The 24,879-nt window shown below is 45.3% G+C and carries 18 protein-coding genes; 8 read left to right on the top strand and 10 right to left on the bottom strand.

The annotated features are described in order from the left end of the window. The first annotated feature begins 8 nt into the window (after positions 1–8). Positions 9–3,188 (top strand): efflux RND transporter permease subunit, encoded by a 3,180-nt coding sequence (locus OV592_RS02595; RefSeq protein ID WP_406610283.1) that lies wholly within the window; start codon positions 9–11, stop codon positions 3,186–3,188. 62 nt (positions 3,189–3,250) lie between these two features. Here the strand turns inward: OV592_RS02595 and OV592_RS02600 are convergent, their stop codons facing one another. Both OV592_RS02600 and acs read right to left on the bottom strand, forming a co-directional pair. Beyond that, positions 3,251–3,613 carry a rhodanese-like domain-containing protein gene (locus tag OV592_RS02600; RefSeq protein ID WP_406610284.1) on the bottom strand — a complete coding sequence of 121 codons (363 nt, stop codon included), beginning with the start codon at positions 3,611–3,613 and terminating at the stop codon, positions 3,251–3,253. A gap of 201 nt (positions 3,614–3,814) precedes the next feature. Then, positions 3,815–5,767, bottom strand: coding sequence for an acetate--CoA ligase (gene acs, locus OV592_RS02605; protein WP_406610285.1), 1,953 nt, complete (start codon positions 5,765–5,767; stop codon positions 3,815–3,817). Positions 5,768–6,140: 373 nt separating this feature from the next. Here acs and OV592_RS02610 point away from each other — a divergent pair, with 373 nt between their 5' ends. Then, positions 6,141–6,650 carry a hypothetical protein gene (locus OV592_RS02610; protein WP_406610286.1) on the top strand — a complete coding sequence of 170 codons (510 nt, stop codon included), beginning with the start codon at positions 6,141–6,143 and terminating at the stop codon, positions 6,648–6,650. 130 nt (positions 6,651–6,780) lie between these two features. On the opposite strand, the gene OV592_RS02615 is transcribed toward OV592_RS02610, so the two are convergent. The 3 genes from OV592_RS02615 to OV592_RS02625 all read right to left on the bottom strand — a co-directional run bounded on the left by OV592_RS02615 (position 6,781) and on the right by OV592_RS02625 (position 10,196). Next, positions 6,781–7,593, bottom strand: coding sequence for a family 16 glycosylhydrolase (locus OV592_RS02615; protein ID WP_152785683.1), 813 nt, complete (start codon positions 7,591–7,593; stop codon positions 6,781–6,783). A 162-nt stretch (positions 7,594–7,755) separates the two neighbouring features. Then, complete coding sequence (locus OV592_RS02620; RefSeq protein ID WP_406610289.1) at positions 7,756–8,388, bottom strand: 3'-5' exonuclease; 633 nt, start codon at positions 8,386–8,388, stop codon at positions 7,756–7,758. Positions 8,389–8,396: 8 nt separating this feature from the next. Further along, a complete protein-coding gene (locus OV592_RS02625) occupies positions 8,397–10,196 on the bottom strand; it encodes a DUF294 nucleotidyltransferase-like domain-containing protein (RefSeq protein WP_152785681.1) in 1,800 nt (599 codons plus the stop codon). 632 nt (positions 10,197–10,828) lie between these two features. Here OV592_RS02625 and OV592_RS02630 point away from each other — a divergent pair. From OV592_RS02630 to OV592_RS02640, 3 genes are all read left to right on the top strand, one after another. Continuing rightward, positions 10,829–14,350, top strand: coding sequence for a NahK/ErcS family hybrid sensor histidine kinase/response regulator (locus tag OV592_RS02630; protein ID WP_406610290.1), 3,522 nt, complete (start codon positions 10,829–10,831; stop codon positions 14,348–14,350). A 92-nt stretch (positions 14,351–14,442) separates the two neighbouring features. Further along, positions 14,443–15,054 (top strand): hypothetical protein, encoded by a 612-nt coding sequence (locus tag OV592_RS02635; protein WP_406610291.1) that lies wholly within the window; start codon positions 14,443–14,445, stop codon positions 15,052–15,054. Positions 15,055–15,150: 96 nt separating this feature from the next. Continuing rightward, positions 15,151–16,641, top strand: coding sequence for a phage tail sheath family protein (locus OV592_RS02640; protein ID WP_406610293.1), 1,491 nt, complete (start codon positions 15,151–15,153; stop codon positions 16,639–16,641). 63 nt (positions 16,642–16,704) lie between these two features. Here the strand turns inward: OV592_RS02640 and OV592_RS02645 are convergent, their stop codons facing one another. Both OV592_RS02645 and OV592_RS02650 read right to left on the bottom strand, forming a co-directional pair. After that, the gene (locus OV592_RS02645; RefSeq protein WP_016402048.1) at positions 16,705–17,370 is read right to left on the bottom strand and encodes a response regulator transcription factor; all 666 of its coding nucleotides are present in this window, start codon (positions 17,368–17,370) and stop codon (positions 16,705–16,707) included. Between the two features lie 62 nt (positions 17,371–17,432). Beyond that, entirely contained in the window at positions 17,433–18,041 is a 609-nt protein-coding gene (locus tag OV592_RS02650) for a LysE family translocator (RefSeq protein WP_406610294.1), read from the bottom strand. Between the two features lie 264 nt (positions 18,042–18,305). Between OV592_RS02650 and OV592_RS02655 the strand changes: the two genes are divergently transcribed. Next, positions 18,306–18,791, top strand: a complete 486-nt coding sequence (locus tag OV592_RS02655) for an ABZJ_00895 family protein (protein WP_406610295.1) — start codon at positions 18,306–18,308, stop codon at positions 18,789–18,791. Positions 18,792–18,820: 29 nt separating this feature from the next. Here OV592_RS02655 and OV592_RS02660 read toward each other — a convergent pair whose 3' ends face one another. Continuing rightward, complete coding sequence (locus OV592_RS02660) at positions 18,821–19,198, bottom strand: cysteine-rich CWC family protein (protein WP_406610297.1); 378 nt, start codon at positions 19,196–19,198, stop codon at positions 18,821–18,823. A gap of 74 nt (positions 19,199–19,272) precedes the next feature. Further along, a complete protein-coding gene (locus tag OV592_RS02665; protein WP_406610298.1) occupies positions 19,273–20,205 on the bottom strand; it encodes an alpha/beta fold hydrolase in 933 nt (310 codons plus the stop codon). A gap of 361 nt (positions 20,206–20,566) precedes the next feature. Between OV592_RS02665 and OV592_RS02670 the strand changes: the two genes are divergently transcribed. Next, positions 20,567–21,589 (top strand): GlxA family transcriptional regulator, encoded by a 1,023-nt coding sequence (locus tag OV592_RS02670; protein WP_406610299.1) that lies wholly within the window; start codon positions 20,567–20,569, stop codon positions 21,587–21,589. Between the two features lie 48 nt (positions 21,590–21,637). Here the strand turns inward: OV592_RS02670 and OV592_RS02675 are convergent, their stop codons facing one another. Beyond that, positions 21,638–22,534, bottom strand: a complete 897-nt coding sequence (locus tag OV592_RS02675; RefSeq protein WP_016402042.1) for a LysR family transcriptional regulator — start codon at positions 22,532–22,534, stop codon at positions 21,638–21,640. A gap of 317 nt (positions 22,535–22,851) precedes the next feature. Here OV592_RS02675 and OV592_RS02680 point away from each other — a divergent pair, with 317 nt between their 5' ends. Next, complete coding sequence (locus tag OV592_RS02680; protein WP_406610300.1) at positions 22,852–24,870, top strand: methyl-accepting chemotaxis protein; 2,019 nt, start codon at positions 22,852–22,854, stop codon at positions 24,868–24,870. The last annotated feature ends 9 nt before the right edge of the window (positions 24,871–24,879 follow it).

Here is a 24,879-nt window from a genome sequence, read left to right on the forward strand (position 1 = left end):
ATTCGCCCATGTTTTCTCAGTTTTTTATTAAACGGCCGATTTTTGCGGCCGTTATATCGCTGCTGATGTTTATTGGCGGTGCCATTGCCGTGTGGCAATTACCCATAACCGAATACCCAGAAGTGGTGCCACCAACAGTAGTGGTTACCGCCAACTACCCTGGGGCAAATCCTAAAGTGATTGCCGAAACCGTGGCTTCACCGCTTGAGCAAGAAATTAACGGTGTTGAAGACATGTTGTATATGTCTTCTCAGGCCACTTCTGATGGCCGCATGACGCTGACCGTTACTTTTGCCATTGGCACCGATATCGACCAAGCTCAAACGCAAGTGCAAAGCCGAGTTGATCGCGCCACACCGCGTTTGCCCTTAGAAGTGCAGCGCTTAGGTATTGTGACCGAAAAGTCATCACCAGACCTTACTATGGTGGTTCACCTTAGTTCACCAGAAGATCGCTACAACTTATTGTACCTGTCCAACTATGCGGCGCTTAACGTTAAAGACGAGCTAGCCCGAATTGAAGGTGTGGGTGCTGTGCGTTTGTTTGGTGCGGGTGATTACAGCTTAAGAATTTGGCTAGACCCTAATAAAGTAGCTGCTCTAGGTTTAAATCCAAACCAAATTATCGCTTCGATTAGAGAGCAAAACCAGCAAGCCGCTGCCGGTAGTTTGGGCGCACAGCCTAGCGGTGAGTCTGATTTTCAGATTTTGATCAACGTGAAGGGGCGTTTAAGTACCACCGAAGAGTTTGAGAACATCATCATTAAAGTGGGCGAGCAAGGCGAAGTTAGCCGCTTGCGAGATGTTGCTCGGGTTGAGTTGGGTGCTAGCAGCTATGCATTACGCTCGTTACTCGACAACAAGGATGCAATTGCTATTGGTGTGTTTCAAGCATCTGGCTCGAACGCTATCCAGATCTCTGAAGATGTACGTGCGCGTATGGCCGAGTTAGCGCAAAGCTTTCCAGAAGGTCTAAACTACGACACCGTTTACGACCCAACCGTGTTTGTGCGTGGCTCTATTGAAGCGGTAGTTAAAACCTTGTTTGAAGCCGTACTACTGGTGGTATTAGTGGTGGTACTGTTCCTACAAACTTGGCGTGCTTCTATCATTCCATTAGTGGCAGTACCGGTTTCTCTAGTAGGTACCTTTGCCTTTATGCACCTTATGGGCTTCTCACTCAATGCCTTGTCGTTATTCGGTTTGGTATTAGCGATTGGTATTGTGGTGGATGATGCCATTGTGGTGGTGGAGAACGTGGAGCGAAATATTGCTGAAGGTTTAAGCCCGGTAGCGGCTACCCAGCGCGCCATGAAAGAGGTGACGGGGCCAATTGTGGCAACTACCTTAGTATTGGCGGCAGTGTTTATTCCTACTGCTTTTATGTCTGGCTTAACCGGACAGTTTTACAAGCAGTTCGCTTTAACCATTACCATTTCTACCTTTATTTCAGCGATTAACTCATTAACCTTGAGTCCTGCTTTGTCTGCCTTGCTGCTAAAAGGTCACGACGAACCGAAAGACCGTTTAACTCGCATTATGGACAGCTTGTTTGGCAGGTTTATATTTGCTCCGTTTAATCGCTTATTTAATAAAGGTGCCAATGTATATGGCGGCATCATCAAGAAGACTATTCGCTTGTCGGCTTTGGTCGGGATTATTTATGTAGGTTTATTAGGGCTTACGGCTTATCAATTTGACACCACTCCTACTGGTTATGTGCCAGGGCAAGACAAACAATACTTAGTGGCGTTTGCTCAGTTGCCCGATGCTGCCTCTTTAGAGCGCACCGAAGCGGTAGTGAAAAAAATGTCTGAGATTGCCTTGGCACAACCCGGGGTTGAACACGCTGTGGCGTTTCCTGGCTTAAGCATTAACGGCTTTACCAACAGCCCAAACAGCGCGATTTTATTTACACCTTTGGCCGATTTTGACCAACGCCAAGATCCAAGTCTTTCGGCCAATGCCATCGCTGGGGCGCTTAACCAACAGTTTGCCGGCATTCAAGAAGCCTTTATTGCGATATTCCCACCACCACCAGTGCAGGGTTTAGGCACTATTGGTGGCTTTAGATTGCAGATCCAAGATCGCGCAAACCTTGGTTATGAAGAGTTAGCCAATGTCACCATGCAAGTTATGCAAAAGGCCTGGGCAACACCGGCACTTACGGGGATTTTCTCTAGTTACCAAGTAAATGTGCCGCAGCTTGATTTGGATTTAGATAGAACCAAAGCCATGCAACAAGGGGTGGCGATAGATGAAGTATTTTCTACCTTGCAAGCTTACATGGGTTCAACCTATGTAAATGACTTTAATAAGTTTGGCAGAACTTATCAGGTGAACATTCAAGCCGATGAGTCCTTTAGGCAATCGCCAGAGCAAATTAGCCAACTTAAGGTGAGAAATGCCGATGGTGCGATGATCCCGCTAGGCTCCTTTGTTGATGTCTCTTATGTGGCGGGCCCAGACCGAGTGATGCACTACAACGGCTATACCACTGCCGAGATCAATGGTGGGCCGGCGCCGGGTTATAGCTCGGGTGAAGCTCAAGCAGCCATCGAGCAAATTTTGGCGGAAACTTTGCCAATCGGCATGACCTTTGAGTGGACCGAGCTTACCTATCAACAAAAGCTGTCGGGTAATACTGCAATGCTGATTTATCCCTTGGTGATTATTTTGGTATTTATGGTGTTAGCTGCTCAGTACGAGAGCTTGCGGTTACCAATGGCGATTATTTTAATCATTCCTATGACTTTGTTGTCGGCCATTAGTGGAGTATTACTTTGGGGTGGAGACAACAACATCTTCACTCAAATTGGTTTGATTGTATTGGTAGGCTTGGCTACGAAGAATGCCATTTTAATTGTCGAGTTTGCTAAGGAGTTACAAGATCAAGGTCGCACAGTAATGGAAGCGGTATTAGAAGCATCACGCTTACGTTTACGGCCAATTCTAATGACCTCTATCGCCTTTATTATGGGGGTTGTGCCAATGGTGTTTTCTACTGGTGAAGGGGCAGAGATGCGTCAAGCGATGGGCGTGGCGGTGTTCTCTGGCATGATTGGGGTTACCATTTTTGGTTTGCTACTTACCCCACTATTTTACTATTTGCTGGCAAAACGTAATCCTAAAACCAGTGAGCAAGCCGAGCCGCTGGCGCTAGACGCTGATATATTGGCTGCTAAGTAACACAGACACAGTGGCAATTACTCTAAAGCGCCGTTACAGATAATGTAGCGGCGTTTTTGTAATCAATGGCTTTTTGAGGCGAGCATTTCTTTTAAGCCACCACCGTTTACCACCTGCTGGTAACCCATAGCTTGTAATACTTGTAAGGCGTAACCAGAACGATTACCCGAACGGCAATAAACCACGATAGGCTGGCTTTTATCTTTGGTGATGGCGGTGATCTGCTGGGCAATCACGGTGTGCGGAATGTTATGTGCGTTACTCAAGTGCCCTTGGCTAAACTCTCCTTCGCTGCGAACATCAATGAGTATCGCGTGTTGCTGCTCTACACTTTGCCAAGCAAGATCGGAGCGCTCTGAAGCGTGGGTTTGAGACAATAGACCTATAAAACAGCAAAGCACTAAGCTTTTAAATACATTAATCATCTTCTTCTCATCCTTGTTCAGAAGCCAGCGTGGTGATGTGAAATTGCTTAATAGTGTATCGGTAATCGATGGCGAAATTCTTGATCTGGTTAAACGATTTTTTAAGCTTGCTGTTAACTTTTGGATACAGATTGGTACCATGTTGCACTATTTTTGGATAGAAAAAAGCCGCTAACTAAAGCGGCTTTTTGGTTTTAGCAATTAAGCTGCATTCGATTTTTCTTCTATCAGCTTATCAACCACAGATGGATCCGCTAGGGTCGAGGTATCACCTAGAGAGTCGGTCTCGTTGGTGGCAATCTTACGTAAAATACGGCGCATAATTTTGCCTGAACGGGTTTTAGGTAAAGCCTCTGCCCAGTGTAAAATGTCCGGCGTGGCAATTGGGCCAATTTCTTTACGTACCCATGCTTTCACTTCTTTATGTAGCTCGGCGCTGGCCTCTTCACCGGCATTAAGGGTGATGTAAGCATATATGCCTTGGCCTTTAATTTCGTGAGGTACACCTACCACGGCAGCCTCTGAAATTTTAGGGTGGGCAACCAGTGCGCTTTCAATTTCGGCGGTACCCATGCGGTGGCCACTTACATTGAGTACGTCATCTACGCGACCGGTAATCCAGAAGTAGCCATCTTCATCGCGGCGTGCACCGTCTCCGGTGGTGTAGGTTCCAGGGAAGGTTGAAAAGTAGGTTTGCTCAAAACGCTCGTGGTCACCATAAACGGTGCGCATTTGTCCTGGCCAGCTGTCTTTAATAATCAAGTTACCTTCGGCAGCGCCTTCTAGCTCATTACCTTCGTTATCTACTAAGGCTGGTTGCACGCCAAAGAATGGGCGAGTAGCAGAACCAGGTTTAAGTGCGGTTGCTCCTGGTAGTGGAGTAATTAAAATACCGCCGGTTTCTGTTTGCCACCAAGTGTCGACAATTGGACAGCGCTCGTCACCTATGGTGCGGTAATACCATTCCCACGCTTCCGGGTTAATCGGTTCACCTACCGAGCCCATAATTCGCAGGCTACTGCGGCTGGTACCTTGCACGGCGGCATCACCTTGCGCCATTAGGGCGCGAATAGCGGTTGGAGCCGTGTATAAAATGGTCACTTGGTGTTTGTCACATACTTCGCTCATACGTGCTGAGGTAGGGTAGTTAGGCACACCTTCAAACAAGATGGTGGTTGCACCATTGGCTAATGGCCCGTATACCAGGTAACTGTGGCCAGTAATCCAACCGACATCGGCGGTACACCAGTAAATATCGCCTGGGTGATAATCGAATACATATTTAAAGGTCATTGTGGCGTAAAGCAGGTAACCGCCCGTGGTATGTAATACGCCTTTAGGTTTGCCGGTAGAGCCAGAGGTATAAAGGATGAACAGCGGGTCTTCGGCATTCATTGGTTCTGGCGGACAATCGGCAGCTTGGTTTTCGGTAATGTCGTGCCACCATACATCGCGGTTGGCATTCCAGTTTACTTCGCCGCCGGTACGTTTTAGTACCACAACACTTTTAACAAACTCACAGTCTGGGTTTTCTAAGGCTTGGTCTACGTTGGCTTTAAGTGGTACGCCACGCCCGCCGCGAACACCTTCGTCGGCAGTAATCACGTATTTAGAATTTGAATCAATAATACGACCCGCCAGTGCTTCAGGAGAAAAGCCGCCAAATACAATCGAGTGCACGGCGCCAATACGGGTACAAGCCAACATGGCCACAGCCGCTTCTGGTACCATTGGCATGTACAAACATACTACTTCACCTTTTTTAACGCCTTGCTGTTTAAGCGCGTTAGAGAATTTACAAACTTGTTGGTACAGTTCGTTGTAAGTGAGTTTGCTGTCTTCTTCTGGGTTGTCGCCTTCCCAAATAATTGCTACCTCGTCACCGCGCTCTTGTAGATGACGGTCAATACAGTTGGCACTTACGTTTAGCAGGCCATCTTCAAACCATTTGATGCTCACATGACCAGGGTCGTATGAGGTGTTTTTTACTTTAGTAAAAGGCTGGATCCAATCGAGTAACTCGCTACCGTGCTTCCCCCAAAACTGATCAGGCTGGGTGATAGATTCTTGATACATATCTAGATATTGCTGATCGTTTAGTAAGCAGTTGTCTGTAATGTTAGCTTTAACGGGGTACAGCTTTTGTTCACTCATCTTCCTCTCCTTGCTTCCTCGATGTGAGGCGGGATATCGTCATTGACGTCTCGGATTTTAATCTAGACTCGCACTGACACAGGTTGTCGACAATTAGACTTTTGGTTAATTATTTGTGAAGAATAGTAAAATGCTTTATTAATCAAAGTGATTTTTTATGTTGCGCGATGAAACTGAGAGGCGGCTCACGGCCTGTGTTGGATTAATTTGCGAGCTAAAGCAACACTTCCCAATTAACGTTATTTTGCTTTGGTGGTTTTTGCAGCTAAGGGGGATAACTTTAGCTGTTAGTTTCGCTTAAAGGTGTTCGTTTAATAACTTGTTCAAGTGCGGGTACATTTGGGCTTTTTAACAAGCTCAAATGGGAAACACTATGAAAAAACTTCTCGTCATTGCCATGGTTATTGTTACCAGCGCGTGCTCAAGTATGGCCGATCGTTATGATCCAGATGTACATAATTCTGATGAAAGTGCGGTTCAGGTGACGCGAGCAGTGGTTCTTAGTGTTAAGCAGGTAAGAGTAAAACCCTCAGATATAGATAAACAAGGCTTACATACTGGACTCGCTGTAGCGACCGCTGGCGGTCTTATGGCGGGTGCTGGGCGTAGTGAAAACGCACGTGATGCGGGAGCAGCATTAGCGGTAATTGGTTTAGTGGGCGCGGCAATAGAAGCCAATAATAATAAAGAGATAGAGGCTTTTCAGTACTTGGTGGAGTCTAACTCAGGTGAGGTGATGGAAATAACACAAGCCGATGAAGTGGCTTTGAAGACCAACTCAAAGGTTATGATTACCCGCTACAATACCGGCAGAATTAAACTCACTGTTGATAACACTCAAGGTGAGGTGTTCGATAAAACTAGTGAAACTCAATATAACTAAGCTGAGCTCGCTAGAAACATGACACTAGATTAAGTACTTGGTTGCAACATTATCGTCACTTCCTTATCCCTGGTTCAGGTTAACTAGTTTTTAAAGAATCCCAGCTAGGTGGCTGGGATTCTTGATTGAGTTACTCGCTGTAATTTAAATCCATGCCCTCGGCACTTAGGCTAAGTACTAGCTTGCCGTTAACAATGTTGGCATTGTTCGGAGAGAAGGTGACTAAGTTTGACTCAAAGCCCCAATCGCCTTTGCCCCAGCGCTTTTGGTCAAAGTTGTCAAAATCGTCACGCCAAGTTAAGGCAAACTCTCCGTTATCTTGGTATTCGTGATACTCAATCCAATCTACAACTTGGTGAAGTGGCAAACTACTGGCTTTAAAGCGACCTACCCAGCCAATGGCTTCCGAAATCCAAATGTTCATGCGATAGCTTTGTGGAATGTCGCGCATGGCGATAACTTGCTTTGAATTTTCGGCGGTGTCGTGGCGGATTGTTTCGCCATCAACATCCCAAATAATCTCGTTTGGTGTCCAGGTAATGGCGTATTCAACAAACTCTTCTAGCTGTGGAACTTTGTGTTTCTTTTCGCTGTGTTTGCGTTTATTGGCTTGGCCAGTGATGAGGTTGGTTTGCAGCTGATGAGGCGTTTTACCAATGGCTTCGAAGTCTATTTCGCTCCACGGAATGCCATTGCCTTGCCAAGATTCGTTGTCGTAAGTGAAAAACGACGAAACTACTCCGGGCTCGGATACTAACTTCATGCGAACCACAAATTTGCCATAAAGCACTTTGTCGTTGCTGTAAACTTCGGCGCCAAATAGCGGCGTTTTACTGCTGTTTAGCGCACCGGTTTGGGCCAAGGTATCTTGGTTTGGTTGCTCTGCAAAAGCGGAGTAAGAGACTGAACTGGCAAGTAAAACTAATAGGGCGAGTTTTTTCATTTAACCTTCCAAACTGGAGAAAACTAGGGCTAATGTAGCCTTAAAATATGCTTGGAACTAGCGGCTTTTCTCAGCAAATCACAGAGCTGTGATTAAGCGCTTATAGCTCAATTGAACGATGAAATCCCATTCATACTAGCGTTTATTTTATCAACAGGGTGGTTAAGCCGATATGGCTTTAGGCAGCGCACTGGTTGGCCTTGGGCCCAGTTGTAAACGCAAATAGATCATCGCTGCAGTTATCGCGTCGTCAATCGCTTGATGGCGACCAGATAGCGGAATACCTAAACTTTGACATATATGCACTAAGTCTTGATTGGGGCTTATACCCACGTGGTCTACATGTACTTTGTCGGCAAACATTCGACCTACATCAATGAGTGGATTCACTAATTTGAAACCATAACGTTGTTTGCAATGGCGGTTTAAAATCCGTTGGTCGTAGCCAATGTTGTAACCCACGATTGGCCGAGCGCCAATAAACTGCAGCAGTTTCGGCAAAGCCTCTTCAATGCTGCAGGCTTGGGCTAAATCACTGTGGCGAAGGCGATGCACTTTAATTGAGTCGCCAGCAAGTTTATCGGTAGCGCGAATTTTTATATCAAAACACTGGCTGGCCAAAATACGATTTTCACTGATGATGACCGCACCCATCGAAACGATGTCGGCCAGTTTGGTGTCTAAACTGGTGGTTTCTAAATCTAATGCTACATATTCTTTACCACGATAAGGGGCAAACAACGTGGCGAATTCGCTGTCTTTATATTTTCGTTGGTAAAGCAAACGCTGCAACATTTAACCGCCTAGTAATCGCGAATATTAAAGTGTAGCGCTAATAGCTGCTTAAACTTTTTCACTACGTGTAAGCCATGGCGTAATAAATCTCGCTGACTGTGATTTAACTTGTCTAGCTTAAGTACGTGATAGTCTTGGCCCTCTTCAGCGGGGAACAGCTGTTGAATACGCAGTTTAAAAAACAGTAATAGTGCTTCTTTAAGGTTAGCTGCACTGTCCTCGTCTATCACTTTTAATGAGGCGAGTTGTTCTATGCGCTCTAAGGTATTGGTCGCGCTAATTGCGTGCTCTAAGGCTAGAGCGCGCACCCCATGCACAATAGGAAAAATCCCGCCTTTCTTGATATCTAAGCCTGCTTGTTTGGATTTAATATTGCCAAACATGGTGAGTGGGGTATGAAACTTTAAGGCTGGCTGGGCAAAAAACGCCAAGGTAACGCTGCGATTAGCCATTTGTGCCATTAGATCTTTGCGTAATCTACGCAGTAGGCTTTTATTACCCGCAATGGCGTGGGCATCTAATACTATGGCGAGGTTCATCATGGCATCGCCGTGGCCGGTTTCTATCCAATTGGCAATGGTTTTACTCCATTGGCTTTGTTGCTGCACCCATTCTGGGTTGTTAACCATTATGTTGCCGGGGCAAGGTGGGTAACCTAACTCGAGCAGGTATTCGCTAAACTGATTTAGTTGCTGTTGTCGCTCTGGCCAATCGTAACCATCTTCGATGACTAAGCCGTTATCTTGGTCGGTTTTAACGATTTGCTCGCCACGACCTTCACTGCCCATCACCATTAAGCATATGTGGTTGTGATGTTGGTGAGGGATGCTCAGTTCAAACACTCGGCTAATAATTTGCTCATTCATGGTGGCTAGCAACTTCATAATAAATAAGGTGCGAATGCCGTTATTGCAGAGGTTTTCTACCAGTTTATTGAGGGTGTGTGCCGCTTCGCTGAGTTCTTCAATACTTGAGGCGCGAGCAATGCGTAAAGCCAATACGTGAGAGTGGGTCGAAAACAAGCTAAGCAGATGCGCCATCTCCAGTATGCCAATGATCTTTTGCTGGTCTTTAACCACCACGCGTTCGATGCTGTTGCGCGTCATTAACAGCATGGCGTTAAACAAAAAATCGCCTTTGTTCACACTGATTAAGTTGAAGTTGGCTAACTGGCAAACCGGAGTATCGAGAGATTGCTGCACCAGTACCGCAGCATGGAGTAAGTCGGTACCTGTTAGCATGCCAAAGCAGCCATCGTGATTGACCAGCAATGACTCCAGCTTTTGCTCGCGCATAATTAGGGTGGCTTGCTGCAGCGAGGTCTCTCCTTCAATGACCACTGCGGGTTGTACGTTGCGTTCATCAATGGTGGTGAGGATGAATTCTGCCAAGTTCTTATTGCCTTCGCGAGACTCTACCAGTTGGTGACGGGTGGCTAAGTCGCGCTGAAAATAGTCACCAAAATCGCTGTTTTCACTCACTAAGCGGCGGAAAATTTGGCTAGGCAGGGCGTAACAAAGGGTTTCTTCTAGCGCGATGTAGTCATGTTTTGCATAGCCGCCAAATTGCGAGCGTACATCAAACCAGTCTTCTAGCGTGTAGTGGGCAAATACCTCATCATTATTGTCGGCACGCTCTTCAACTTGGCCTTTAATAATAATGAACAAACTGGAGGCTTGTGCGCCCGCTGTAACTATTTTTTGCTGGCTTTGAAAATAGTGAATGTCTAGATTGCTAGACACCAGCTCACGCTGCTTGGGTTCAAGCTGGTCAAAGGGCGGGTGCTGAAAATTAAAGTCGGTACTCATTGCCTCACCTAGTCGTGTTTAACTCAGGTATTTATCCGCATTTAGCATGATATTTTTTGCTTAGCGAACCTAGACGACTTTAGTCTAAACGCGGCCTTAAGCGAATTTTGGCAGCCAGAAATTACAGTTTTTGTTAAGTCTAAATTCCCTGCTTTCCTAGGGGCTGTTGATCTTTGGTGTTGAAATTTTGTTCGAGATAAGCGGGCTTTAATCGCGGCGAGCACTTAGAAGCCTAGTGGGCTAAGCAAGAAGTGCTTAACAAAGAGTAAAGTTCGCTTATCCGAACCCTTCGGGCAGCATTTCTTAGCCATTTATTCAGCGTTAGCGAGTGATTATTAAGCCTACTTAACTGCACACTCACTGCCTTGCCTAAATGGCTAATAAATTGCTGCAAAAACCATCAGCAAAGATCAACAGACCCTAGTAATAGTTTGATAACTCTTTGTATTAATCACAGTTATCGACAATCTTTTTTGCTAGCGTAAGCTAAGTGAACGAGCTGCAGATAAAATGAGCAGTAAATCAATGTTTGTAGGCAGGTAGAAAATGGATGTTGTTCTAGTTGCTGATAGTGAAGGCTGGGTTAAGCCTTGTATCGAGTGGGTTAGTGATCACAAGGATAGAAAGAATAGATGCAAATAGTAAGTGAGGGCTGGTTAGTTATCCCGCTGTCGTTGGCGTACTTGGGTTTGCTATTTGTGATCGCCTATTTTACCGATCAAAATGCCAGTGCCCGTTTGCACTGGCAACCGGCTTTTTATAGCTTTTCTATCGCTGTTTATTGTACCTCGTGGACCTTTTACGGCACCGTGGGCCAAGCCAGCGAGAACTTCTTATCATTTATTCCCATTTACCTTGGTCCGGTATTGCTATTTCTGTTTGGTTGGAAATTACTCGCTAGAGTGGTGTTAATCGCTAAACGCGAACACATCACAACCATTGCCGACTTTATCGCAGCACGTTATGGCAAGTCACAAACCTTAGCAGTAGTTATTTCGCTTATTTGTATTATTGGTGTTTTGCCGTATATCGCATTGCAATTACGCGCCATTGTGATGGGTTTAGACTTGTTCGGCGGCGATGCAATGCGTGAAGCGGTGGGCAAAGGCAGTAGCTCGCAAATCGCCTTGTTTGTGAGTATCGCCTTGGCGATATTCACCATGTTATTTGGCACTCGCCATATTGATGCCACAGAGCATCACCGTGGGGTGATAGTAGCGATTGCTTTTGAGTCGCTGGTTAAGCTGGTGGCCTTTGTTTGTGTGGGTTTGCTGGCGGTATCGATACTATGGGATTTGCCACTTAGCGCTCAGCAAGCGGTAAGTGAGTCCTTTAGCTTTAAATGGCAAGAGATCAGCGTTGCCGATGTGACCGATTTGGTAATTGCCACGCTGTTAGCGATGTCGGCAGTTATTTGTTTACCCCGCCAATTTCATGTGACTGTGGTAGAAAACAACCAAGTTAATGATTTAAAAACCGCACGTTGGCTATTTCCTGCCTATTTGGTGTTGCTGGCTATTTTTGTATTACCCATTGCCTTTGCGGGTGATTTTATATTGCCAGCGAATACGCCTGCCGATAACTATGTGATTAGTTTACCGCTTGCCGCAGGGCACGATTGGTTGGGCATGGTGGCATTTTTAGGCGGAACCTCCGCCGCCAGTGGCATGGTGGTGGTGTCTACCATTGCTTTGGCGATTATGGTGAGCAACGATTTAGTGTTACCGCTGCTGCTAAAACAAGGCGGTTTGAGCCGTCGCAATTTCGCTCAGTTTAGCGAACTACTGCTTAATGTTCGCCGCACCACCATTTTGGTGATTCTGTTACTGGCTTGGGGTACCTTCTTGATGTTGGGCGAGCTAACAAACCTTGCTGACATTGGCTTCTTATCTTTTGCTGCAATCGCTCAATTAGCGATTCCACTTATCTTTGGTTTGTACTGGCGAGAAGGCAATCGAACCGGTGTTTATGCTGGTTTGTTAGTGGGCATGAGCTTATGGCTACTCAATTTACTCAATATGACCGATGGCCTAAATCCCTTGATTTTTAACCAATGGATTGCTGATTGGCTGACTGCACCGCAACTTGCTGGTCACGCGCTGATCTCCAATGAAAACTGGGGCATTGTGCTTAGTTTATTGGGTAACTTGTTGGCGTATTTATTGGTGTCTAAGTTATCTAGCCCAGCCGTTTCCGAATGGCTGCAAGCCAGTAACTTTGTTGGCCAAACCGGTAAAAGTGATGATGCAGGTGCTCTATACCAATCAAAGGTGAGTGTAGAAGAGCTTCACATGCTGGCATCGCGCTTTTTGGGGACTCAACGCATAAGCGAGGCATTTGGTAAATATGCGAGCTCTCGAGATCTGGACCTTAGCCCTAATCAACAAGCACCGGTGGAACTGATTGCCGAGACGGAACGCATGTTAGGTGGGGTATTTGGCTCTTCGTCGGCGCGTTTAGTGCTGGGTTCTGCCCTGCAAGGTAAGCAAGTTCAACTTGAAGAGTTTGCCTCGATTGCCGAAGAAGCCTCGGAGCTGCTGCAGTTTAATAAACATCTGTTACAAGGTGCCATTGAGCACATTGATCAAGGCATTGCCATTGTAGATAAAGAGTTGAAATTGGTGTCGTGGAACCGACGTTATACCGAGCTATTTGATTTTCCTAATGGCATGATTGCGGTAGGCAGGCCGATTGAAGAGCTGATTCGCCATAATGCTATTAATGGCTTATGTGGTCCGGGTGATATTGAAGAACACGTAGAACGTAGGGTAGAGCATTTACGCCGTGGCAATAGCCACACCTCTTCACGGATCAGACGTGATGGTCGGGTGATTCAAGTGCAAGGTAACCCGATGCCAAATGGTGGCTATGTTATGACCTTTAGTGACATTACCACCTTTCGCCAAGCAGAAGACATGCTCAAGCAAGCTAACGAAATTCTTGAGGCGCGCGTTGCTCAGCGTACTCAACAGCTATCGTCTATTAACCAACAATTAGTGCATGCTACTCATGCAGCAGAGCAAGCTAACCAATCTAAAACGCGCTTTTTGGCGGCGGTAAGCCACGACCTTATGCAGCCGTTAAATGCCGCTAAGCTATTTGCTGGCTCTTTGCTTGAAGCTGACTTAGAAAACGACACCAAGTTTTTGGCTGCGAGCATCGATAAGTCGCTGTATTCTGCCGAGGAAATTATTAGTGATTTGCTGGATATTTCACGCCTTGAATCAGGCCGTGTGGTGGTGAGTAAAGAGCAATTTGAAATAGGCCATTTGCTTGACCATATTCATGCCGAATTTATCCCCTTAGCCCAGCAACAAGCGGTGGAGCTTAAGTTACATACCAGCAAGCTTACTGTAAGCAGCGATAGCAAATTATTACGCCGCATTTTGCAGAACTTTCTTACCAATGCATTACGTTATAACCCTAAAGGTAAGGTTTTATTGGGGGCGCGTCGCAAAGGCAATAGCTTACGTTTAGAAGTATGGGATAACGGCCCTGGAATTGAGCAAAGTAAACAGCAGCAAATTTTTGAAGAGTTTCAACAGTTACAAAAGTCTGGCCGGGCTCGAGAAGAAGGCTTAGGTTTAGGTTTAGCAATTGCCCAAGGCTTTGCCGAGTTATTGGAAATTCCCATTGGTGTTGAGTCGGTACTTGGCAAAGGCTCGGTATTTTACGTTACCGTGCCCGTGGTTGAAGCAGCCAATATCTATAAAACTAAGCAATTAGAAGGTGCTCCCATTAGCACTACCCAAGGTGCAAAAGTACTTTGTATTGATAATGAGCCCGACATTCTGGCAGGCATGGAAAGCCTGCTAAGCCGCTGGGGCTACGAAGTGATTTGCTGCGAAGATGCTGATACCGCCGCAGAGGTAATAGAGGGCGGTTGGGTGCCAGAATTAATTCTTAGTGATTATCATCTCGACTATGACAAAACCGGATTAGAAGCGCTGCAGCGCCTAATTCATCAAGGCCAACTCTCTTGTCATGGCATTGTTATTAGCGCCGATAGGCAAACTGATCTAATCGACCGCGTACGCGCTCAAGGCTTTGCCTACTTAAGTAAACCACTACGTCCATTGCGTTTGAAAAAACTCTGCCAGCAGCTGCTTAACAGCCAAAAAGGCGCTAATGATTGGCTAAAGCCGAGCTCTTAAGTAGACAGAATGGTTGATGCTTTAACGCGTACTTGAACAACAACAGTTTTACGATGTCGCTAATTTTTATTCTTATAAACGGGAGAGGTCGCTTGATTAGGTGGGGAGTAAACAGTTTTCTTAGCACCAATATGCGGCTGATGGCCAATTGGAATGGCTGTGCCTGGCAGGTGTTCGATTGTTTTATTGTGGCTAAACCTAAAACCTTACCCGCTCCAACTTGTAAGCTATCTCCAACCGGCAGTTGGCAAATTTTTGAAACAGCTGAAAGAACCTTGTATTTGTCTTTGGTTACTCGAGAGTTGCAAGTTAGTTGGGCAGAACTAATCCCATTGATGGCTGAATATAGTAAAGGTTTTGTGCAAACGATGCTCCGCCAAGAAGTCCAGAAGCTAGTATTAGAGGCAGAGAGTCACCCTCAAGAAGTAAAACGAGCGCGCCAATTGGGAATTAATGTTCATCAACTCTGGTGGTTGCAAGCGCTGGAGCAGTATCCAGAAGAGCTGAGTTATCACAGTAAAACAAGTTCACATATAGCTGAATGGCGATGTGAGCAGCTCGAACCAGCATTTGCTAAGCCACTAGTGAGCCGTGATCTACGTGCTCTTACTAAGCTCGGGTGGTTGTCGTTTGATGGAGAGCGTTATCATCGTACCAGCAAATTTATCCCTCCGGCTGAGGAGCATGTGACTAAGATGTTTTGAGTATGCGTAGTTTTCTTGGTTTGTTATATCTACCTCGACGCAGCAAAGAAGACCAAAGCCTCAGAAATATTAGTGGCTCTATAAGAGGAAAACGGCATGAGAAACATAAAAACTCCCGGTGTGTATATTGTTGAAAAAAATGCGTTTCCAAATTCAGTCGTGGAGGTAGCAACTGCAGTACCGGCATTTATCGGCTATACCCAAACCGCCAGTAAAAATAACAAGTCAGTACTAAACAAACCTATTCGGATAAGCTCTATGGCTGAGTTTCAAAGTGTTTTTGGCTTTGGAGCTAGTTTGCAGTTTAATTTTGCGGAAGCCGCTGACGCCGCAAGCGCAGATATGTCTTTAGATGACAAGCACTATACGGTTGCAGCAAGCGGCAATAAGTATCGTTTGTACCAAAGTATGCAGATGTTTTTCTTAAATGGCGGCGGTCCTTGCTACATCGTATCGGTTGGTGATTACACGACAGACTTGGCTAAAGACGCAATGTTAGCTGGCATTACTACCTTAGTTGAAGAGCAAGAGCCTACCCTGGTGGTGATTCCCGATACGGTCAGTCTTGCAGCTGCCGATTGTTACACGGTGCAGCAGCAAATGCTGATGCATTGTGGCAGTAAAATGCGCAGCCGTATTGCACTGTTAGATGTTCATAACGGTTTTCAAGATGAAGAAGACAGTGTGGCAGCGTTTAGAGCTGGAATATCAAATAAAGAGATTGGTGGTTTTGGCGCAGTGTATTTCCCATGGCTAAACAGCACTTTGTTTAGTCATTCAGATGTTCACTTCGGTTTTTTAAGTGACGAAGGTAAAGCGGTATTGCAAGCGGCTATAAACGCAGAGCTTGGTGCACCTGATGCCTCGTCACTTATAGGTAAAATGTTAGCAGGACTTACTGCTACCGAAACGGGTGATGACGATCCTACTCCCGAAGTTATTGATAAAGCTTTGCGTGCATCCTGCATTACTTACCCAGCACTTGTTAAAGAAATTTGCAGTCAACTCAATTTGCTACCTCCATCAGGCGCGATGGCCGGTTTGTATACCATGACCGACAATATGCAAGGTGTATGGAAAGCGCCTGCGAATATTGAAGTAGTTGGCGTCACTTCACCCGCTTTAATAGTTTCCGTCGAAGAGCAAGAAAGCTTAAACGTAGATGGCAATGGTAAATCGATAAATGCGATTCGCTCATTTACCGGTCAAGGAACCTTAGTTTGGGGGGCTCGAACTCTGGATGGCAATAGCTTGGATTATCGTTACGTTAATGTGCGCCGCACCATGATTATGCTCGAACAATCGCTAAAACTAGCGGCTAAAGCATATGTATTTGAGCCAAACGATGCGCGAACATGGGTCACAGTTAAAAGCATGATTTCTAACTTCCTTACAGGAATCTGGAACCAAGGAGGCTTAGCTGGAACGGCGCCAGCAGAAGCCTTTAGCGTGCAAGTTGGTTTAGGTGAAACCATGACCAGTGCAGATATTCTTGAAGGGATTTTAAAGATTACGGTACTTGTTGCGATCACTCGCCCTGCCGAATTTATTGAAATTACTTTCCAGCAGCAAATGCAAAAATCTTAAGCTTAATTTATTGCCTAAAACACTAAGCCCGACCAGCGGGCTTTCTAATTTTTCAGAAGCTTTTTAAATCTCGTTATCTTCTGGGCTTGGCTCTAGCTCTAATTGTTGCAAGGCGATTACTGCTTGGGTGCGGTTTTTCACGTTAAGTTTGCGGAAAATCGCAGTAACGTGGGCCTTAATGGTGGCCTCCGATACATTTAGCTCGTAGGCAATTTGCTTGTTTAGCAGGCCTTCGTTAAGCATTACTAATACTTTGTATTGCTGAGGGGTAAGGCTGGCTAAGCGTTCGGCTAGAGGGTCTTCCTCAGCTTGAGCGCTAAAGCTTATGCCTTCTGGGAACCAGTCGTCGCCTTCAATAATGTGTTGAATGGCGGCAACCAATTGTTGTAGTGGGGTCGATTTAGGAATAAAGCCGGTTGCGCCAAGCTGCTTGGCTTTTTGCACTACGCTTACTTCCTCGCTGGCCGAGATCACCACAATTGGCAATTCTGGGTACTGGCCATGTAAGTGGGTAAATGCCGAGAAGCCATTGGCGCCGGGCATCTTCAAATCTAATAATAGTAGGTCGGGTTCACGCTCTAGTTCGAGCAGTTTAAGTAGGTCGTTAACATTCTCAGCTTCTAGTAACTGAGCATCGGGAACGGCAGTTTGTACTGCCTGCTGAAGAGCACTACGAAACAAGGGGTGGTCGTCAGCGATAATGATCTTGTAGGTATCTTCCATAACCATGATTCATCTGCCTTTTTTTTGACCATAGCACCAAGCCCAGCGGGTTTCAATTTGCAGAGGGCTTAACTGTGAAGGCCGAGCAAAGTTCCCATTCCAAGTAGGGTTGTACCGCTAAATCTATTCACCCATTGTTGGTAGCGCTGTAGCTGAATTTGCACTTTATGATGCGATAAAATTCGCACCAATAGGTACCACAGTAATGCGGTTTCTAGTAACAAAGCAGCTCCGAGTATCAGCTTTTCGCTGAGTAGTGTTTCACTACCAATAAACTGACTAAATACGCTTACTACAAAAACTAAAATCTTTGGGTTGAGTAGGTTACAAGCAATACCGCTTAGCACCACTTTTTTAGCGCGCTTAGGTTTGCCTTGGCTGGCGAGTTCCATCAGCTCGGAGCGACTAAATAAGGTTCTTAAGCCTAGGAATACCAAAAAGCCTGCGCCGCCCCAACGCAATACTTCAAACAATAAAGGCGATTGTTTAATGATGATAGATAAGCCGCCAATGGCTAGCGCGATATGGATACTAAAGCCTAGCAATACGCCCATTACACAAAATGCTGCTTGGCGTTTTCCGCTGCTGGCATGGCGCAATACCATTACCATGTCTGGGCCAGGGCTTAACATGCCTAATAAATTGATTAATAAAAGTGCGCTTAATGCTTCTAACACGCGTTCATCCCTGAAAAGTATTGAGATTTAAAAACTGCGGCTAGTGTAGAAGTTGCTGCTGCTTATAAAAATGGAATTATGGATATTTCTAATATTCCAATTTGGAATTATGTGTGAGTAAACAATTTAAAACTGTGAGCTGGAATTTTTCAGCGCAGATTAAATTGATATTGCGTAAGTAGAAGTGTTTAGGCTAATGCTAAATTTTGTCGTCTTAGTGTTAATATGCGCGGGTAGTTTAGGCAGTAAGGTTAAAGGAAGAGCATGCAAACGGCTGAAGTATCACTTAACAAGTACCTAATGTGGTTCGCACTGGTTTATTTAGCCAGTTCGTTAGTTTTTGGCACAGTAGTGTCGTGGTTGGATTTAGAGTCGAATAGTTTTTTGGGCATTATTGTCCTTATGCTGTCGGCCTCCATTGCGGTGCAGTTGTTCGTCAAAGACCATCAACGGGCACTTAACCGTGCAGAGCTACGCTACTTGAGCTTTTGGTCGTGGCTTGCCTCGGTGTTTATCTCTGTAGCAGAGCTATTAGCGGTATTTGCCTATTCGTTTTACGAGATTTATGGCGTTATCGCATGGCTAGATGTGCAAGCCGAGCTAGCTGCTTTATTGTTTGAACTGTCGATTGACCTGCACGCACTTTATGCAATTATTGCCGTTGTATTGCTCATCTTCTGGGGGCTAACTCGTTTAGCCTATGGCTTTGCTAATAAAGCCTTTACTAAGCAAGTAAACACTTTGGCTTAACTGTTGTTTGCTACTGGGTTTATTTAAGTTTATTTAGGGTAAGGGCAATGTCGACAGCCATTACCGCAGCAGGTTCCTCGTTTTAAGTGATACCAAGCACTAAAAACCATTAAGCCATCTTCCATGCTGAAATCTAGATGTTCTTGCAAGGCAGCTTGTTGGTTAGCTGGTGTTCGGTAGCGTGCCGCTAATTCGAGTAATTCATGATGAGGCGTATTGGCTATCAGCAGCGTTAATTTCTCGGCCAACTTTTTGGATAAGCATGTTTGACAAAGACATGCCCGCTCATTGAGATCTGCGCTTACCGGCAAAATAGCTGGCATATTCATACACCAGCATTGTTCATTGGCCGTACAGCCGACTGAGGCTCCGCAGCCTGGGCAAACTGAAAGGACTTGTTGTGCCACGAGCATGTTTCTTGGTTAATGTCTTTTATTCGAGCATAAAGTATTTAGCCTTTGCTTCCTATGTGAGTTTGCATTTAGTGGCTTTGATTTCCAACAAAACTGACAGTCTCAGCAATAACATGAGGGTCTTTTAGCAGGCGAAAGTGGCCTAATCCTTCTGTTTGCTGGTGTTTTGCATTTGGCCAGCACTGTTGAATTTGCTTAAATTGTTGTTGGCTAACTTCTTGGTCCTGGCTATCACTAATTAACAAACCTGGTGTAGCTTGCGGGGTTAAGCGCTCTACACTAAACAATTGCCAAGGATCGTCTCCCGCCAACAACTTCTGCATTTTATGTCCTACTTGTTCTTTAAAGGTTGCTTTAAGCTTCTGGCGTAGGTTTAGCAGATTGGCATAGGTAGAAAACATTTCTTCTACATCTAAATGTGGGGCTAACATAACTAGCTTGGTTGGAGCAAAACCGCGTAACTGGGCTGTGGTAGTGGCCATAGCACCAAAGGAGTGAGCAAGTACACAGTGCACCTTGGCAACTTGCTGTTGAATGGCCATTAAGCTGTCACTAAATTCGAGTAAGTGGCTATGCGAATCTTGATGACTGCCGTGTCCGGGGGCATCAAATGTCGCAACTTGGTAGCCAGCATCAACCAAAGGTTGAACAAAATGGCGAAACTGCACGCCGCTGCCACTCCAACCATGCAAACAAACCACTAAAGGTCCTTTCCCCCATAAGTGCAAGGGTAGCTTATGTTGGTTTACCTTGAGTGTGATGGTTTGCTCGGCACTTTGCCAAAAGGCTTGAGTATTAGGGCTAACCTTTCGCTTGAAAACACGAAACCATAACTTAGCCAATGTGTTTGCTGCCCAAGCTTGATTGACTAAGCCGGCCAGGTTAAATGCTAACCCTGCTGCTTGATAACGTAAGGGCACCACTCGCTGGTGTCGTTTTTGTTTGTTACTTGGCTGCGGGGTATCACAGTTTAGTGAGTTGGCTTGATTTGGCTGAGTCATATAGTCTCTCCCTGAGATTTAGTCACTAGGGTCTGTTGATCTTTGCTGATGGTTTTTGCAGCAATGTCTTAGCCATTTAGGCAAGGCAGTGAGTGTGCAGTTAAGTGGGCTTAATAATCACTCGCTAACGCTGAATAAATGGCTAAGAAATGCTGCCAGAAAGGTTCGAATAAGCGAACTTTACTCTTTGTTAAGCACTTCTTGCTTAGCCCACTAGGCTTCTAAGTGCTCGCCGCGATTAAAGTCCGCTTATCTCGAACAAAATTTCAACACCAAAGATCAACAGACCCTAGTATCCTATTTGCTGACAAGCTTAAAAAGTGTCATATTTGCCATTGTGATGGTGAAAATGGACAGGGTTATGAAAGCTGCAATTTTGTTAATGGATAACTGCTTTGGCACGGGTATTAATGGCATATTAGATGCGCTTATTGCGGCTAATTACAGCTTGATTAAATCTGGTGCCATGCCGTTGTTTGAGTGGGAGCTGGTTTCGCTAGATGGTAATAGGGTTACTCCCACCAATGGATTGCGCATTGAGGCCGATTGCGATTTAGCTAGTTTTATAGCGCGTTCTGAACAACCCGACATATGGATCATTCCTGGCATTTATCAATCAGCTAGCAACTTTGAAAAAGTGCAAACGGCGATGCGCCAAAGCGAAGTAATGATACCTGTGCTTCAGCAGCATGTAGCAGATAACAAAATGATCGTGTGTATGTGCACTGGCGCTTTTTTGCTAGCGCAAGCCGATTTGCTGGGCAAGAATCCGGCATTAATGCATTGGCGTAATGAGCACCACTTCCGCCGTGCCTTTCCGCACTTAACTATTGATAGCCAGAATACCATTGCTGAGTATGGCAATTTACTGTGTTCGATTGGTGGCAGTATGGCTTATGAGTATTTAGTGCTGCGTCTTGTAGAGCGCTTTGCCGGGCATCAAACAGCCATCAATACCGCCAAGTTGCTGATGATGGATCTTAATGCCCCGCCAGCTGCGCCTTATCGTGCTCACCAGTATCAGCCGGAGCATCAAGATGCCTTAGTGCAACAGGCCCAGCTTTACTTGCAGCGAAATAGCAGCCAAGACATTAGCATGGTGGAAGTGGCTCAAGAATTAAACATTAGTGATCGCCAACTAAAGCGCCGCTTTGCTGCGGCCCTAGATTGCTCCCCCTTGCAGTATCTTCAGCGGCTTAGGGTAAATCAAGCTTGCAGCCTACTCGAGGCGACCCAATTACCCAGCAATAAAATTGTGTTGGAAGTTGGCTATCAAGACGAAAGCAGTTTTCGTCGTTTATTTAAAAAACAAATGGCAATGACTATGGAAAGCTACCGGCAGCAATTTGGTATTCAACATCAGCAACATATGGCTGTTGGTTAGCAAAGCCATTTAATCTAAGAGTAATAAGGTAAGTAAGTGCTTACATGGCTAAGTCATTGCTTGATGGATTTGCTGTCTAAACCAAGTGTGAGCGGGATCGTGGTGGTTGCGATGATGCCAAATCAACGAGTAGTCAAAAGGGCTAACCTCAAAGGGCAAAGCAACCATTGCTAAAGGGCGCTGTTTTAGCAGTTGTTTGGCGATTTTGGCGGGCAAGGTAAGAATGAATCTTGTCTCACTGAGGATTTGAACCGTGGCTGGATAGGAAGAGGCGCGAAATTGAATTTGGCGCTGTAAACCTTGCTGGCTAAGGTGGCGGTCAATATGGCTGTTTTTGTCTGCACCAGTAGTAATGATGGCGTGTGGGTAGCGGCAGTAGTCGCTCATGCTGGGTTGCGCTATCGATAAATAGGGGTGTTGTTGGTGCATTAAACACACTAAGTGATCGGTGCCTAAGGTGGTAGCGTGTAACTCAGTGCTATCGCGGGGAGGCAGTGTCATGCCTAGGTCTACTTCGCCACTGTGTAATAGCCTATTAGTGGTATGGTCCCAGTTACATAGCTCAATATTTAGCTGAGGCGCTTGCTGGTAGATACCACCGAGAACTTTTGGCAGTAAGTGTTCACTTACATAGTCTGAGGTAGCAATGGTGAAAGTACGCTGGCATAAGCTAGGCTCAAAGGCTTGTTGGTGTAGCAAGTTTTCCACAGAATCTAACAACGGTGCTACTTGGGCTTTTAACTCAATGCCTTTGGGCGTTGCCTGTAGTTGTCCTTGCACTCGCACCAGTAAAGGGTCGCCAAATACTTCGCGTAATTTTGCTAAGTGTTTACTCATGGCCGACTGGCTTAGGTGCATTTTTTCTGCAGCGCGAGTAACACTTTGTTCTTGCAGTAAATAATATAATGCACTGAGTAAATTTAAGTTAATTTTTCCAAGTTGCATATTGAGCTCATCGTTAGTCTACGTGCCTAGCTTACTCGGCTATAGCGTTTCTGTATAGCAAGCCAAAACTAATTTTATTTCATAACTAGAATGTGCTTTGTGCCACGGCTTAAGCCTTGCCTATTCTGGTTTTATGAGCCAAATCACCCTTTTAATCAGTAACATATTATTAACCTCAGCATAAAGATCGAGCAGCTCTCGAAAACGTGTTTTCATAAATTTATATTATGAAAACATAATCTTTAGCAGCTAGTCGCACGGTTATTATGTAAGCGCTTACATACGGAAGTGAACTAATTAAAGAAGTGAGATTAAAGATGCTAGTACATAAAAAATTGTCCATTACCCAGTTGATTCTGGCGACATTTTCAATGCTATGTATCGTATTGCTGGTGCTCGGTTTAGTTGCATGGAAACAAATGCAACAGGCAGAAAACACAATGGGTGAAGTGATCACTCAAGCTTTCCCTTTAATGGGACATACGAACCAGCTTGATCGTAGTTTAACCGCTGTAGAACGTGTGCTGAATAACACCATTCAAGAACGCGATGAACAAAAAGTTAATCAACTTATTGAGCAATACCATCAACGCGTGGCCGATTACCAAGCGGCAGAGCAAGTATTGGTAAATTGGTTGTCGGAAAATGGCGTAGAAAGTGAAAACTTTAGCCTTGTTCAACAGCAAAATGAATTGTTATTCGAAGATGCAGAATACCTTATTGAGTTGCATCAAGATGTAATTTCTAGCGGCACTTCCTTAACTGAGCGTACTGCTAGCTTCCAAGGTATATCACTACGCATTAATTTATTACTAGGTCAGCTGTTTGATGAAGAAGACCCTAGTATGCTTAAGATTTTGCTTGAAGCAGTTAGTTCCGATCTCTCGGCTATGCAGTTGGCAACCATTAATGTGCTTAACTCTACCGATCCTCGCGAAGTCTCAAAGGTGATTACCAGTAATCGTGAAACCAAAACTTTTGTGGAAGAAGACTTTGGTGATTTGATTATTGAGAAAGAACTAAAAGATGCACAAGGTGAGCATGAGCTAGTAACACAAATTCCTTGGTTGCTTAACGAAGTGACCGAGTTTGGTGGCCTGTTAGGTCAATACCAACAATACCTAATTAAGCAAAACAAACTGATGAAGCTTAAAGCCTCAATTACTGATCAGCTACAAGACGTGAATAGTAATTTAAGTGCACTTACTGCAGAGAGCCAAAGCGCCACCGAGCAGCAAATCGAAGAAGCTTCTGGCAGCATTTCTACCTTGATAAACAGTGGTGCGGTGGTTATTCCTCTTACTATTTTGTTCTGTATCGCCATGGGTTTAATTATTCAGCAGTTGATTAGAACTCCGCTGAAGCAATTGATTAATACCCTTAAGCACTTAGCCGACGGTGATTTGAGCCAGCGCTGTCAGTATCAAAGTGGCAATGAGTTTGGCATGTTAAGCAACCAACTAAACCAGGTTATTGAACAGCAGCGAGACACCGTAACGGGCTTACGTGAAAAGAGTGAAGCGCTAGGGCAAGCCTCTACCGTAAACCGTCAGCATGGTAGCGACATAATGAAGCAGCTGGATGAGCAGCGTAGCCAATGTATTACTGTGTCGGCCGCCATGACTGAAATGGAGCAGGCGATTCAAGATGTCGCGCGCCGAGCAGACTCTGCTGCACAAGGTATGCGAGAGATCAGCGATAGCACGCAAGATGGCGTTCGCCTCACCGAAGAAGCCTTAGAAAACAACCAAGCTTTGGCCTCTAACATCGCTAGCTCAACCGACAGAGTGAAACATGTGAGCGAAAGTAGTAACGCTATCTTTGGCATACTAGAAGTGATTGAAGGCATAACCCAGCAAACTAATTTGCTAGCGCTTAATGCCGCCATTGAGGCAGCACGTGCGGGTGAGCAAGGCCGCGGGTTTGCGGTAGTAGCAGACGAAGTTCGCCAGTTAGCCCAGCGCACAGCTTCCTCTACTACCGAAATTCAAACTATGATTGGTGGTTTGCAGCAAGATACCGAGCTAGCCGTGAAGGAAATTGAGCAGTGTAATAAGAGCATGGAGCTAAATGCGAGTAACGTGAATGCGATTAACCAAAAAATTGGTGATATTGCCAGCCACATTGAACATTTATCACTGCTTAACGAAGAGATTAGTGTGGCAACTAACCAACAGCAAACCACCAGTGTAGATGTGTCTTGCAGTATGGAAACCATCTCTAGCGCTGCTCAGCAAAACCTTACGGTTGTAACTGAGCTAAACCGCTTGAGCGATGATTTGGAATCTGTAGCTAAGGAGCAGGTAGACTTAGTACAAGGTTTTAAGTTTGCCTAAGCTTCACTC

The organism is Agarivorans sp. JK6 (assembly GCF_045277145.1).
Taxonomy (GTDB): domain Bacteria; phylum Pseudomonadota; class Gammaproteobacteria; order Enterobacterales; family Celerinatantimonadaceae; genus Agarivorans; species Agarivorans albus.

What these genes read in the sequence shown, in the direction of transcription:
- OV592_RS02665 (WP_406610298.1), bottom strand. Translation starts at nt 20,205, where the DNA reads ATGACTCAGCCAAATCAAGCCAACTCACTAAACTGTGATACCCCGCAG.
- OV592_RS02610 (WP_406610286.1), top strand. Translation starts at nt 6,141, where the DNA reads ATGAAAAAACTTCTCGTCATTGCCATGGTTATTGTTACCAGCGCGTGC.
- OV592_RS02640 (WP_406610293.1), top strand. Translation starts at nt 15,151, where the DNA reads ATGAGAAACATAAAAACTCCCGGTGTGTATATTGTTGAAAAAAATGCG.
- OV592_RS02675 (WP_016402042.1), bottom strand. Translation starts at nt 22,534, where the DNA reads ATGCAACTTGGAAAAATTAACTTAAATTTACTCAGTGCATTATATTAT.
- OV592_RS02615 (WP_152785683.1), bottom strand. Translation starts at nt 7,593, where the DNA reads ATGAAAAAACTCGCCCTATTAGTTTTACTTGCCAGTTCAGTCTCTTAC.
- OV592_RS02620 (WP_406610289.1), bottom strand. Translation starts at nt 8,388, where the DNA reads ATGTTGCAGCGTTTGCTTTACCAACGAAAATATAAAGACAGCGAATTC.
- OV592_RS02655 (WP_406610295.1), top strand. Translation starts at nt 18,306, where the DNA reads ATGCAAACGGCTGAAGTATCACTTAACAAGTACCTAATGTGGTTCGCA.
- acs (WP_406610285.1), bottom strand. Translation starts at nt 5,767, where the DNA reads ATGAGTGAACAAAAGCTGTACCCCGTTAAAGCTAACATTACAGACAAC.
- OV592_RS02595 (WP_406610283.1), top strand. Translation starts at nt 9, where the DNA reads ATGTTTTCTCAGTTTTTTATTAAACGGCCGATTTTTGCGGCCGTTATA.
- OV592_RS02630 (WP_406610290.1), top strand. Translation starts at nt 10,829, where the DNA reads ATGCAAATAGTAAGTGAGGGCTGGTTAGTTATCCCGCTGTCGTTGGCG.
- OV592_RS02645 (WP_016402048.1), bottom strand. Translation starts at nt 17,370, where the DNA reads ATGGTTATGGAAGATACCTACAAGATCATTATCGCTGACGACCACCCC.
- OV592_RS02600 (WP_406610284.1), bottom strand. Translation starts at nt 3,613, where the DNA reads ATGATTAATGTATTTAAAAGCTTAGTGCTTTGCTGTTTTATAGGTCTA.
- OV592_RS02670 (WP_406610299.1), top strand. Translation starts at nt 20,567, where the DNA reads ATGAAAGCTGCAATTTTGTTAATGGATAACTGCTTTGGCACGGGTATT.
- OV592_RS02680 (WP_406610300.1), top strand. Translation starts at nt 22,852, where the DNA reads ATGCTAGTACATAAAAAATTGTCCATTACCCAGTTGATTCTGGCGACA.
- OV592_RS02625 (WP_152785681.1), bottom strand. Translation starts at nt 10,196, where the DNA reads ATGAGTACCGACTTTAATTTTCAGCACCCGCCCTTTGACCAGCTTGAA.